At 44.3% G+C, this 13366-nt stretch carries 13 protein-coding genes; 3 read left to right on the top strand and 10 right to left on the bottom strand.

The window, feature by feature from the left end:
• Positions 1-98: 98 nt before the first annotated feature.
• Positions 99-1616 carry an acetaldehyde dehydrogenase ExaC gene (exaC, locus tag OA79_RS04580; RefSeq protein ID WP_063332047.1) on the bottom strand — a complete coding sequence of 506 codons (1518 nt, stop codon included), beginning with the start codon at positions 1614-1616 and terminating at the stop codon, positions 99-101.
• Between the two features lie 219 nt (positions 1617-1835).
• On the opposite strand from exaC, the gene OA79_RS04575 reads away from it, so the two are divergent.
• Positions 1836-2759, top strand: coding sequence for an AraC family transcriptional regulator (locus tag OA79_RS04575; RefSeq protein ID WP_063332046.1), 924 nt, complete (start codon positions 1836-1838; stop codon positions 2757-2759).
• Here the strand turns inward: OA79_RS04575 and OA79_RS04570 are convergent.
• Complete coding sequence (locus OA79_RS04570; RefSeq protein ID WP_063332045.1) at positions 2752-3978, bottom strand: MFS transporter; 1227 nt, start codon at positions 3976-3978, stop codon at positions 2752-2754. The genes OA79_RS04575 and OA79_RS04570 overlap by 8 nt on opposite strands.
• A gap of 276 nt (positions 3979-4254) precedes the next feature.
• Between OA79_RS04570 and OA79_RS04565 the strand changes: the two genes are divergently transcribed.
• Positions 4255-5478: an MFS transporter gene (locus tag OA79_RS04565; protein WP_063332044.1), complete on the top strand. Its 1224-nt coding sequence runs from the start codon at positions 4255-4257 to the stop codon at positions 5476-5478.
• Positions 5479-5513: 35 nt separating this feature from the next.
• On the opposite strand, the gene OA79_RS04560 is transcribed toward OA79_RS04565, so the two are convergent.
• The 4 genes from OA79_RS04560 to folM form a co-directional block, all read right to left on the bottom strand.
• Positions 5514-6692 carry an MFS transporter gene (locus OA79_RS04560; RefSeq protein WP_063332043.1) on the bottom strand — a complete coding sequence of 393 codons (1179 nt, stop codon included), beginning with the start codon at positions 6690-6692 and terminating at the stop codon, positions 5514-5516.
• A gap of 78 nt (positions 6693-6770) precedes the next feature.
• Entirely contained in the window at positions 6771-7043 is a 273-nt protein-coding gene (locus OA79_RS04555) for a hypothetical protein (RefSeq protein WP_063332042.1), read from the bottom strand.
• A 111-nt stretch (positions 7044-7154) separates the two neighbouring features.
• Entirely contained in the window at positions 7155-7838 is a 684-nt protein-coding gene (gene folE, locus OA79_RS04550; RefSeq protein ID WP_063332041.1) for a GTP cyclohydrolase I FolE, read from the bottom strand.
• A gap of 68 nt (positions 7839-7906) precedes the next feature.
• Positions 7907-8629: a dihydromonapterin reductase gene (gene folM, locus OA79_RS04545; protein WP_063332040.1), complete on the bottom strand. Its 723-nt coding sequence runs from the start codon at positions 8627-8629 to the stop codon at positions 7907-7909.
• A 349-nt stretch (positions 8630-8978) separates the two neighbouring features.
• On the opposite strand from folM, the gene OA79_RS04540 reads away from it, so the two are divergent.
• A complete protein-coding gene (locus OA79_RS04540; protein WP_063332039.1) occupies positions 8979-9893 on the top strand; it encodes a dienelactone hydrolase family protein in 915 nt (304 codons plus the stop codon).
• A gap of 22 nt (positions 9894-9915) precedes the next feature.
• On the opposite strand, the gene OA79_RS04535 is transcribed toward OA79_RS04540, so the two are convergent.
• The 4 genes from OA79_RS04535 to OA79_RS04520 form a co-directional block, all read right to left on the bottom strand.
• Positions 9916-11016, bottom strand: coding sequence for an MJ1255/VC2487 family glycosyltransferase (locus OA79_RS04535; RefSeq protein ID WP_063332038.1), 1101 nt, complete (start codon positions 11014-11016; stop codon positions 9916-9918).
• Positions 11013-11528, bottom strand: coding sequence for a phosphatase PAP2 family protein (locus tag OA79_RS04530; RefSeq protein ID WP_063332037.1), 516 nt, complete (start codon positions 11526-11528; stop codon positions 11013-11015). Before OA79_RS04530 ends, OA79_RS04535 begins: the two co-directional genes overlap by 4 nt.
• A gap of 201 nt (positions 11529-11729) precedes the next feature.
• Positions 11730-12296, bottom strand: coding sequence for a hypothetical protein (locus tag OA79_RS04525; RefSeq protein ID WP_063332036.1), 567 nt, complete (start codon positions 12294-12296; stop codon positions 11730-11732).
• 106 nt (positions 12297-12402) lie between these two features.
• Positions 12403-13359, bottom strand: a complete 957-nt coding sequence (locus OA79_RS04520; RefSeq protein ID WP_063332035.1) for a phospholipase A — start codon at positions 13357-13359, stop codon at positions 12403-12405.
• Positions 13360-13366 lie beyond the last annotated feature (7 nt).

Below are 13366 nucleotides of genomic sequence, written 5' to 3'. Positions count from 1 at the left end.
AATTGACGTGATAAGTTCAAAATTTCAAGATCTACAGCATAAAAAAAGCCAGAGCATAAGCTCTGGCCTTTTACATCATAGTAACAACTCGATAGTGGTTAGAAGAAACCGAGCGGGTTGACATCATAACTAATCAACATATTTTTCGTTTGTTGATAATGCTCTAATGCTACCTTATGGGTTTCACGGCCAACCCCTGATTTTTTATATCCGCCAAACGCAGAATGCGCTGGGTACTGGTGATAACAGTTCATCCACACTCGACCTGCTTCTAGGTTTCGTCCCATGCGATAGGCTAAGTTAGTATCGCGAGTCCATACCCCAGCGCCTAAACCAAACTCACTGTCATTGGCAATCGCCAAGGCTTCGGCTTCATCTTTGAACGTCGTCACACTGACTACAGGACCAAAGATTTCCTCTTGGAAAATACGCATTTCATTCGACCCTTTGAACAAGGTAGGTTGCACATAGAAGCCATTATCCAAGCCATCAATGTTCTCTACATCCCCCCCAATCAGTAATTCAGCGCCTTCTTTTTTACCGATATCAATGTAACTCAAAATCTTATCAAACTGTTCTTTCGACGCTTGTGCTCCCACTTGTACATCGGTATCCAGCGGGTTGCCTCGTTTAATAGTTCTGGTTCTTTCGACCACCAGCTTCATAAAGTCATCATAAATGGACTCATGAATCAGAGCTCGTGAAGGGCAAGTACATACCTCACCTTGGTTAAAGAAAGCCAGTACTAAGCCTTCCACACATTTACTAATGTAAGACTCTTCCTGCTGCATGATGTCACCAAAATAGATATTTGGTGACTTACCACCCAACTCAACCGTAGAAGGAATAATGTTTTCAGCGGCACATTTCAAAATGTGAGAGCCAACTGGCGTGGAACCGGTAAAAGCGATTTTGGCAATACGTTTGCTCGTTGCCAAAGCTTGGCCAGCTTCTTTACCAAAACCATTGACGATATTTAAAACGCCAGCTGGCAATAAGTCTTGAATCACTTTAACCAGTTCTAAAATAGACGCCGGCGTTTGTTCCGCAGGCTTTAATACGACACAGTTACCTGCGGCCAAGGCGGGAGCAAGTTTCCATGCCGCCATCAAGATCGGAAAGTTCCAAGGAATAATTTGTCCCACCACGCCAAGCGGTTCATGGAAATGGTAAGCAACAGTATGTTCATCAAGTTCCGCCGTGCTGCCTTCTTGAGCACGCAAACAACCAGCAAAATAGCGGAAATGATCGGCTGCCAATGGAATGTCTGCATTCAGTGTTTCGCGCACCGCTTTACCGTTGTCCCAAGTTTCCGCGACAGCCAATGCCTCTAGATTCGCTTCAATTCGATCCGCAATCTTAAGTAGAATATTAGAGCGAGTGGTCACAGAGGCTTTTCCCCAGTCAACTCGTGCCGCATGAGCCGCATCAAGCGCTAAGTTAATGTCTTCTTCAGTAGAGCGCGGAATACGACAAAATACCTGTCCATCGACTGGACTGGTGTTATCGAAATACTGGCCTTTTACAGGCGCAACCCATTTACCACCAATAAAATTACCATAATCACTTTCAAAGGAAATTAAACTACCACTGGTACCTGGTTTAGAATAAATCATACTTTCTATCTCCGTTTTAGTTTCTGTTCTTGTTGTTTTTGACTAACAACTAACTGTAGAAACAAACGGAAGAGAAAACTTGCCTGTCAGTCCATGATATTTGTCTCATGATCCAAATCTATTCACATTTTTAGGATTGACCCCTAGCTCCGCTCGAGCGATGATGAACAACGTAAAGCGCAACACGCCAACATAAAAAGTTTAACAAGAGGTGTGATTATGAGTGTTTCAACCTTATCGACAAAAGCCCTTCTGGCGCGAAAACGTTCGCCAGTTCAGTTGGTAGAGAATCGAGTTTGTTTTGCTGGTCCTCACTCGGAATTGAGTATCTACGATACTTATGAGCAAGCCAATCGAGTTAGCTTAAAAGCAGATAGTTTACTCTATTGTGGTATGGTGACGGGCGCGAAAGTCATGCATACCAAGGATCAAGACAACATCCCTTTTCTACCACATGAATCTTTCATTCTCGCACCAGATGAAGAAGTCTTCATCGACTTCCCAGAAGCAGAACTGACTAAGCCTACGACCTGTCTAACCATCGCAATTTCAAAAGAAAAAGTGGCGCAAATATGCGATCGGATGAATGATGTGATGCACGCGTCATTGCCTTCCAGTCAACCGATTGATCCCAACCAGCATTTACATACCATCCACACCCAAGCCACTCAGCAAGTGTTAGACCGTCTCGCGAGTGACTATGTACAAAATGACCCTGATCGAGATTTGCTAGTGGATTTTGGTGTCAGTGAGCTCATTACTCGCATCTTACGCCACCATGGTCGCGAAGCATTATTGCAATTTACACACAATGCCCCTGACACAAATGGTATAACTCATGTCATTCATTGGATCGAAAACAATTTGTCACTGCCTCTGGATACCTGCCAACTGGCTAAAATGGCCTGCATGAGTCGCAGCCGTTTTTATGATTGTTTCAAACGCCAACTTGGTTGTACGCCATTGGAATACCAGCATCAAAGAAGAATGAGTAAAGCCTACCAACGACTAAAGGAAAATGGTTCTGTCACCCAAGTCAGTTATGAATTAGGGTATTTGAGCCTAAGCCATTTCAGTCGACGTTTTCACCAACATTTTGGTGTCACACCGCGCCAAGTGGCTCAGGCTAAATTGATTAATTAGTTCTAAAGGCCGCACCAAACTTGGCTTTGCAATAGGTAAATACCACACATAAGAAAAGCAGTCCCAAAATAAGTGCCATAAAAGGCACCCATTGCCCTAATTGATACAAAGACGCCATAATCACAGGCCCGAGAGCCGCGCCTAACCCTTGCATTGACGCGTTCATACTGGCCAACCGACTTTGTTGATCGTCTTTTACCAGCAAGGTTTGTGCGGTCACAATACCAGGGAACAGAAAGCCAAAACCGGCACCAAAAAAAGCCATAGCAACAAACACACCGACCATCGAATGCCAGAAAATGAAGGCTATTTGAGCGGATACACCCAATATCACACCAGCTGAAATCAGAGTGACCACACCAAGTCGGAAGCGCGGCACAAGAATCATCTGCACCAAGATACTAAAACAAGACATGGTCATCATCACAAAACCCAGCTGATGGGTAGTTTCTGCAACGTCTAGCTGAAAACGATCTTGAATCAGAAAACTCATAATCTGCTGAATGCCAGTTACCGACAAAATCGCCAGAGTCGACATGCCCAGAAACGGCATAACAGGCTGCTTCAACCAATTAATTTTTGGCGGTTTTTCAAGCTGGCGTACATGTTTGCCATCTTTTACAAAGCAAGCCACTAGAATCGCGGCACAGCCTGCTAGACAGGCAATAATGTAAAATGGGACCGTCAAACCTAGGTTGCTTAATAAAGAAGCAAATGCAGGCCCTAAAATCATACCGATACTGAAAGCCGCGCCAATCATGGCAATCGTGGCACTACGGTGCTTAATGTCTGTATGAGCAATCAAAAAGGTTTGAATGGACGGTAAGATACCTGCAATGCCCATGGAAAAAACGATCCGCAAGGTAAATACAAACACATAGGTCTGCTCGGCAGAAAGGTGTCCCGCTAGCGCTTCTTGTAATACAAACCCTGTCGCCGAAATCGTCACCGCATAGCTGCTCATTCCGAAAATAACTGAGCGCACCCGTCCAATGCGATTAATAATGCTGCCCCAGAAAAAAGCCGCTATCACGAACGTTGCCGCCCCTGCGGTTATTAATGTACTAATCCGTACATCTGCCAAACCGATTTCACGACCAATCGGCGGTAAGGAAGTGAACACAAATGACTGCCCAATACCCACTGCCGCTAAGCAAATCAGCAATAACCAACGGGATACAGACTCATGCATTGAGGTATAGCTTTCTGAATTGATCAAGACCTGTCCTTAAACGTTATAACACCATAAGCCAGAGTGGCTTACTCAATAGGGCATAGGGGGAGTGCCTATTGTTTTATCTTGTTAAAAAACAAGCCATCCAAGCTTGCTAATATTCCTCCATCATTATTCATGATTCACTGAATAAAAAGGGCCTAGTCAGACAAAAGGGTGAAAAATTCACAATTCTTAAACTTTTATCCAAGACCAAATACGATTTACTCCATCTCAAAGCAGGCTAGAATAGAGTCTCAGTAATCTAATGAGTATGCCAGCTTGAGCCAAGACCTACCCTCCCTCTTCAAACACAGCAATTTCTTGCATTACTGGATCGGCCAAATAGCGTCCTCGTTTGCTTTTCAAATGCTGAGCGTTGGCATAGGTTGGCAGATGTATGATTTAACGAACAGTCCCTTAGCCCTCGGACTCGTTGGTTTATGTCAATTTCTACCGCAACTTTTATTAACCTTAGTGGTTGGGCATGTGGCGGATCGCTACAATCGTCGCCTAATTTGCGTCTTTACACGTCTCACCATGGCATTCACCGTGGCCATTTTGGTTTATGGTAATTTTACCGATACCGTGTCCGCTAATACGATTTATGTTTGTGCGGTATTACTCGGCACAGCACGGGCGTTTGAACAGCCCGCTAATCAGGCCATATTGCCAAACCTAGTGCCCAGTGAGCAACTTTCCCGCGCCGTCAGCGCCATGGCATCTGCCCGTGAGATATCCGTCATTGCGGGTCCTGCTCTCGGCGGCGTCATTTACTTGTTAGGGCCAACAACCTTATTCAGCACCAGCATGAGCTGTTTTCTTATTTCCTGTGTCATCCTGTCCTTCTTACGCTACAACTTTACCGTCAAACATAAGACGCCTATCAGCTTAGAACACTTACTCGGCGGCTTGATGTTTATTAAAGGGAATAAAGTCATTCTAGGCTCCGTCTCTTTAGACATGTTCGCCGTATTGTTAGGCGGCGCGACGGCACTGTTACCGATTGTTGCCAAAGACATACTAGAAACTGGACCATGGGGGCTTGGTTTATTGCGTTGTTCGCCGGCACTGGGCGCGTTACTCATGTCCATTTACTTGGCCAGACACCCGTTAACTCAGAGTGTTGGCAAAATCATGTTTACTGCAGTCGCCGTGTTTGGTGTGGCGACCATTTTATTTGGCTTATCAGACCAACTCATTCTTTCCATGTTCGCACTGGTGCTACTGGGCGCTTCCGATATGATCAGCGTAGTGATTCGATCAACGCTAGTACAATTAGAAACACCAGATGAAATGAGAGGACGAGTCAGTGCCGCCAACTCGGTCTTTATTGGCAGTTCTAACCAACTTGGAGAATTTGAATCTGGTGTCACCGCCGCATGGTTTGGCGTCGTTCCAGCCATTATTGTGGGTGGTGTCGGCACGCTTGCCGTGGTCGGCATCTGGATGTATTTATTCCCCTCACTCGTACAAAGAAATACCTTGGAAGAAGAAGCCAAATAAGCCGATTTTCTGGGAAAATGACGAGCCAACTGACGTCAGTTCGCTCGTTTGATAATGATGATAAAAAAGATTAGTAACGCCACGGCATAGACTAAAAAACTTAAGCTGACATACATCAAACCAAACTGCTCACCAATTAAACCACTTAGAAATGGCAAGGTCATGGCGCCTGTTACGGCGGCACTCATTTGAAAACCAATTGCATAAGTGGCCATTTTTTTTCCAACACGAATGGCGGTTTGAGAAATCATACAAGGGAAAATTGGTGCCGCACAAAAGCCCATTAATGCCAATCCAAAATAGCTAAAATAAGCATGCAGACTACTGGTAAACGACAAAGCTCCCAGCACCAAACCAACCAAACATAAGCCCAATAATCGATCGACTGAAAACCTCTCCACCAGAAAGCCAAAAATAGCTCGTCCAAAAGCTAACGCTCCCCAGTACACGGCCACCCAAGCGCCAGCACTGGCAATGGAAATGCCTCTCGCCTCAGTCATTAGGGTAAATGCCCATTGCCCTACTCCAACCTCAACGCCGGTATACAACAAGAAAAAGGCAATTTGGAAGCGGACCAGGGGATGTTTAAGAGCATGCCATTGAGTGATGTTGAGATCATCCTCTTTGGTGTTTTCTGTTGCGGTTTTCGGCGCATGCTGATCACTTCGCCATAAATGACGGCTAAAGAAAAAAACCAAGGTCATCAGTAATAGAATGCTGCCAATCACCGCATAGGCCAATCGCCAATGCTGTGAAAAATGCAGCAATACACTGGTTACAATGATGGGGCCAGCCGTTGCACCAACCCCAAACGCCGCATGTAACCAGTTCATATGCTTAGTAGAAAAATGCTCTGCGGCATAAGCATTAAGACCCGCATCAATTGCCCCGGACCCCAACCCAATTACCATGGCATACAAAACGAAAGTCGTGAAATTGGCACTTAGGTAGAAGCCGAATAAACCCAAACTCACTAAGCCACTACTCATCACAAGCAGCCAGCCCACGCCCAGACGGGACAATAGCCAACCAACCGAAAAGCTCGAGATTAAATAACCAACCCCACCGCCAGCAATCACCAGCCCTAGCCACCCTGTTGGAACATGAAACGCCGCTCTGACAAAGGGCCAATTAATACCGTGTGCCGCATCAGGCAAACCAAGGCTAATAAAGCCCAAGTAAGCAATCAATAGTAAAATGCCAGAGGTACGCATGAAAACATCCTTTTAAAAGCAGGTAATGGTATTACTCCGACAGTTTAAAAGATTCACACGCAATTAAAATCTTTAACATTACTTAAACCACTTACGTTTTTCTTTTTCAATTGGTTTCCACTTCCAACTTGGTGATTCGCCTTTTAAATAACATATCAAGAGCAAAACGAACGTGTCACACGCGACCCAAAAAGCCCACGCCATTAAGGCTTCTTTGGGGTCAACGAGAATGGAAATTAAACATAAAACAAACAAGTACAATGACAAGACCAACCAGCCTTGCCAAGTAGTCGGCTTTCCCCATCCCAATCCATTCTCTTTGGCTGGGAACCAAGTCTCTTTATTTTTCATGTGAAAAGCCTTTCATATTAGGTCGATAGAAAGGCACACTTTGCCTGAATTTCAGGCATAAAAAAAGAGCTCAATTGAGAAGCTCTTTTTCGTTTCACTCATGACCATTGCTTACTGAGCTAAGAATTCACCACGAGTCTTGTCACTGCGCTTAAATAAACCGCCTAATGCTGTGGTTTGTGTCGAGGAACTGGCATCCATCACACCACGGGCTTTCACACAGTAATGCACCGCGCTGATGCTCACGGCCACGTTATCGGTTTCCAACAAGGCTTGCAAAGTCACCAAAATCTGCTGAGTTAAACGCTCTTGTACTTGTGGGCGCTGGGCGAAAAAACGCACAATGCGATTGATTTTCGATAAACCAATAATCTTGTTTTTAGGTAAGTAAGCGACCTTCGCCATACCATCAATGGTAACAAAATGGTGTTCGCAAGTACTGGTAAAGCTGATGTCACTGACTTTCACCATTTCATCAACTTTCATCTTGTTTTCAATGACAGTAATTTTGGGGAATTGTGTGTAATCTAAACCTGAAAAGATCTCTTTAACGTACATTTTGGCAATACGATGAGGTGTCTCAGCCAAACTGTCGTCAGTTAAATCCAGCCCCAGTGTATTGACCACGTCTTCAAAAGCCATTTTGATGCGTTGATACTTTTCTTCCGTGGTCAAACCATTATCAATCATCGGGGTTTCTAACCCACTTTTGATTAAAGCGTCACGAACTTGCTTAGCCTCGTCTGAAAGAAAAGCATGATTTACTGTCGAGTTTTCCGCTATGTTAGCTTTCATATCTTTGTCCTACGTTACTGTCTCCTGTCTTTCGACTGGAGGCTGTGCTAAAAGAAGTCCCCATTTGGCTACACCAAATGTCTGCCTCCATCCAGAGACAAGGTCCGACCTGTCAAGTAGCCGCTTTCTAATACATACTTAACTGCGAGTACGCCTTCCTGCTCTCCCGGCTCCTTTTGTAACAGTGACTTATTTAACGCTTTCTGTCGGTAGTCATCGTCATCACTGTCATTAAACATCAATAATGATGGGGCAATGGCATTCACCTTAATATGAGGTGAATAACGTTTAGCAAAAGAGCAAGTTAAGTTTGCCAAACCGGCTTTACTGGCGGCATAAGCGATGTGTTTATCACTGCCCTTTTCGGCGACATAATCCGTCATGTGAATGATGTCGGCGACCCCATCGTCTTTAAAACCTGCACATAATAATCCTTCGAAGGCCAGATTTATACGATAAGGTGCAAATACGTGAACTTGCCACATTTTTTCCATCAATAACGTCGTATCTGAGCAGTTTTTCTCCGCTTCCCATTCGGAGGCATTATGAATGATGCCTCCAAGAGCATCGTAATCATCCATTACTTTCTCAATAAAAGCCTCAACACCGTCTGATGTTGAAAAGTCAGCCTGCAAACATTGAATCCCAGACGCCTCTATAGCATTAATTTCTTCGCGGTGCCGGCGGTACGTAATAATCACCTGATAACCTTGCTGGTGTAACGCTTGAGCACAGGCTAACCCAAGTCGCTGGCCACCTCCTGTAATAATGATGGGCGATTTTCGCATCATTTACATCCTATCCTTTTTAACGTTTCTGCAAGAATGACAAGCTTTTAAGCAGGTAACAAGCCTGAACAGGAAACAACAGATTAAGTTTCCGGTTCGACACGACTTCAGGACGCACACTTAAACATCGAGACTCATTATACGAGTGTAAACCAAATTCAGATCAATATTGGCAAATCCCTAAAGAGCTCTTGAATAAAAATTGAACTATCCTGTTCATAGCGACTCAAAGATAGGCGTTTTAATGACTGAACAAACCGTTACCTAAGAAAGCTACGAACAAACCTGCTGGCATGACGAGGCTTATTCGCATCTTTTTTAGCATTCACTCGACTGAAGAGAAGGAATTGTAATGAATCAAGCAGCTGAAAAAACCACCTCACACGTCTCATCTATTCCCCAAGAAGCGTTCGACTGGTATGACGAATACGCTCATGGCGACATTGACCGACGCACTTTCTTATCAAGACTAGGGACACTTGGCGTCACTGGCTTATCTTTATCTGTCATCGCCACATCGCTCACTCCAAATTACGCCTTAGCGGAACAAGTATCCTTTAACGACCCCGACCTCACGGCATCTTATTTGGAGTTTGAAAGCCCTAGTGGTCATGGCACTGGCCGAGGTTATTTGGTGCTACCAAAAGGTATCAGTACAAGTAACAAAGCACCAGCGGTACTGGTTGCTCATGAAAACCGAGGGTTGAATCCTTACATCAAAGATGTGGCTAGACGTTTGGCCAAAGCCGGATTCATTGCCTTTGCCCCAGACGCCTTATTCCCTCTTGGAGGATACCCAGGCAATGATGATGAAGGTCGTGCCATGCAGAAAACCCTTGATGGAGAGAAAATTGAGGGCGACTTCATGGAGGCCGCACGCTTACTAAAAAGTCATGAGCTGAGCAACGGAAAAGTGGGTATGGTTGGCTTCTGTTTTGGTGGCTATTTAACCAACTCCTTGGCCGCCAATCTGCCTGATATTATCGATGCCGGAGCGCCTTATTACGGTACGCCAGCTAAAGGCAATATTGATCAAATCAAAGCACCACTTCAGCTTCATTTTGCTGAACTCGACAAACGAGTTAATGCCACTTGGCCTGCTTATGAAAATGCGCTAAAGAGCAATCAAGTAACCTATACCGCCTTCACTTATGAAAAGGCCAATCATGGTTTTCATAACGACTCAACGGCGCGCTATCAAGAGAAAAATGCCGAATTAGCTTGGCAAAGAACCCTAGACTTCTTTAAGGCTACTTTAGCCACCTAATGAGCGAAATACGTGCGACAATTTATATTGTCGCACGTTTCATTGGATGAGCTTTTAGCGCTTTAGCCGATGCATTATCTTTGAAATTCCTGTTTTTAAGATCAGGAACCTGTTGCCATAAATGGTCACACAAATCCGATAAACTGGAATCGTCATTGGTTTGCAACCAACTGACTACCGCCTGTGCGACATTTGGGTAACTGATCTGAACCACTCGACTGGTTTCAAGCCAATCTCGAATGACCTCTGGGTTCAATTCCTGACACGTTTTAGCAATGTCCAAATACTCTAATGCAATGGCATTAGAGTGCTGCTCAATTTGCCCTTGCATTGGCTTGGCTAAAATACGGCGTCCCAAATGTAGCGCTTCCGAATTCAACTCAAACCCCGCATTACACAATACCGATTCACACTCACTCAGGTTCTTCTGGAATTGATCTCGACTGAAAGGAAACACCTCAACATTGCCATACACACCCGGCTCAATGTCTTTGCAATGCAGTCTAAAATGATACTCGGGGACCGCTTCCAGCCAATCTAACACCGCTTCACTGTTCTCAAACGGTAAATACACCAAGACTTGATTCGATTGAGGATTATTAGGTGCATCATGGTTATGGATCAAAGGCGGTAAAATATCATGACCAAAATGATGCCAATGGGCCCCAAGCTGCGTTGCCGCCGGCGCAAAATTGGACATAATCCATTGCGCTAACCAATTTTTCTTGTAACGTGGAATATCGTATTTAAACGCATACTGATGCCCAAAGCCGACACAAGGCACGCCCTGACGTTTAGCGGCCCACGCAACAATGGGTTCATAATCGGTAATAACCAGATCATAACCGCGAGTGTCTATCGTTTGAATATCACGATATAGTTTATAAAAATTCGCTTTATGAAAGGTTGCATATAAATCCAGTTTGCCATTACGAGCAACAAAGCTTAACCCTTGAAAGGTTCGATAATGACCGAACACTTCCATGTCAAAATACTCTGCTTCTGGGCGTCCAGAAAACACGAAATCAACTTGAATACCAGCCGCATTCATTTCTGCGGCCATGGCCCGAGCGCGAGTAATATGGCCATTACCTGTGCCTTGAACACCATACAAAATTTTCATGCTAGCACTCCAATCATAGTGGCGGCACACGCACTTCCTAGTAACGCTCCAATCACCGTATCAGTAGGAAAATGCACCCCTAAAAAAATTCGCGATAACCCTACGTTCATCGCCCAAAAATACAACACCATATTCAAACCGGGGAACCACTCACTCAAACAGTAAGCCATGAAAAACGCACCAGAAGTATGGCCGGATGGAAAAGAGAACTGATCAGAAGGAATAATGAAACTGTTGAAATTATCCAAGGCATCCGCTGGACGATTGCGTTTAAAGCCACGCTTTAAAATCAGATATAAAATTCGCTCAAGGGTGAAACCAAGTAGCATAATCAGCATGAGAGTATGATAACCGGTAAACCACAAAACCATTGCTAATGCCGCATACAATGGTCCATCCGCCGTAAAGGAAACGGCTCGTCCCATGCTAGTCAGCTTTGCCCTATGCTTTCGAGCCATACACCAAGAGAAAGTCTGTACATCAAATGCATGAATATTCTGAAGTATGTTCATAGGTGTTCACCTCTCATTTCATCTTACCTTTAAAATAGAACAGTAAAATGTCAGTAAGGTGGCGTTTCGATGACAACTTGATGACAAGCTCAGTGATACAAGTTGGCGATTTTGAATAAGAACAGCGTCATACAGATTCAGTAAAAAAATACCCCGCACCATGGCGAGGTATTTTTAAAATAGGAAGATGAAAGATTGAAATTACTTCATGTCGTTCATTTTGTGGAACTGAGCGATCATCGCATCTGGACGAACTTTCTTGTTGCTGCTGTTTAAAGCGTATACAACCGTTTCGCCTTTAGGACCAGCACCGATTTCAGTGTAACGTAATGGTACTTCACCCACGATACGTGCTGTGTTCATCTCTTCTAAAGAACCGAACACATAAATGCGGCCTTCTGTGCGCATTTCACCGTAAAAATCTTTCGAAGCCTCTAGTGAGCCGTCATACATATCAACCGATGCGATACCAGACATTTTCTTTTTGTCTTCACTCGTTAGACCAAACACCAGTGTTTCACCTTTAGGGCCAGCACCAATGCGAACTTTACGGAAAGACGTCTCACCAACAGATAAGAAATCTTCATACACGTCGCGGTCGTCAAAAATGTAAATACGGCCTTCGTGATGCACTTCATACAAATCATTGTTATTCATAGCGGATGCTTCTGCCATTGTATCAGCAGAACCCTTTTTCGCCATTTCACCGCCACAAGCCGTTAGAAGAGTGATTGCCATTAAACCGGTTGCGATTGGAATTAATTTCATTGTTGTACTCCTAGGTTGAATTAACACCTACCTTAAAAGCACAAAATGACAAAAGCATGACAATTACATGACGATAAAGTGTCAATCGTCAAAAAATAAGGAAAACCTAAAGCCAGTTGCTTAACATCACACCAATTCCCAACGACTGGGTTTGATGATTGTAGTCCAGCAGCGACTGCCCATAGCCGTTAAAATACTGGATGTAACCGCGAGTTTTACCCCATAACGGGAAGTTAAAGCCCACTTGAATGGCACCGCGGTTGTCCGACATGTCTAAATTATTGCGAATCATCACATCGATACTGTAATCGTCAATCACATGAATCATGCTAAATTCACCATAGCCATAATAATCTTCAATATCGGGATTATCGTCTACATCAGAACTTTCTGGAAAGCGGTACCAAGGTTTAATGGAAAAAGCGGTATTTTCTGTTTCAAACAAAAAATCCATGTAAAAGCGGTTCCAAGAGCGCGACAAATCACCAGATTGACCATTGGATTGATGATTCAACCCGTAGGTTATGTAACTGGGCTTTATGCCGAACCAACCTTCTTTTGGTTTGACCACAATGAAGGCTTCTGGCTCGTGATTAGTATCACGAAATGGTGCCGAAATATGGCTATTATAAGCTTGCCAATACGCTTGCTGAGTATAAGCAAACCAAAGACTACTATTACGCCCAACGACCCCATAAGCCACAGGAAATTTCACACTTAATTGAAATTTAAACTCCACACTCTGTAGGCTTTCAGAATCGCTTTTGTCCCCTAAAAAAGCTCGATCATTGGGGTTGGAGGTATAGGCAATAGGTAAGAAGTAATTTGGTCGATGAGGTGTAATCACAAACGGATTATTCACCGTGGCACTCTCACGAATTTCCCGTTGTTGAAATAACCCGTTGGCCTCTTTTGCACGCTGACTAATGGATTCAGGGACTTCTGGTTCTTCGGCCTGAAAATAAGACTCACTTTCTTCCTCGGTCTCGACCGGCACTGGCTCCGCCCCCTGAGCCATCAACACACTTGGCAATAATGCCAGACAACACACTAACCGCTTCATCTTAATA

The organism is Marinomonas sp. TW1, assembly GCF_001625355.1.
GTDB lineage: Bacteria > Pseudomonadota > Gammaproteobacteria > Pseudomonadales > Marinomonadaceae > Marinomonas.
The sequence above is the reverse complement of the archived record's forward strand: the minus strand, read 5'-3'. Positions and strand labels throughout refer to the sequence as shown.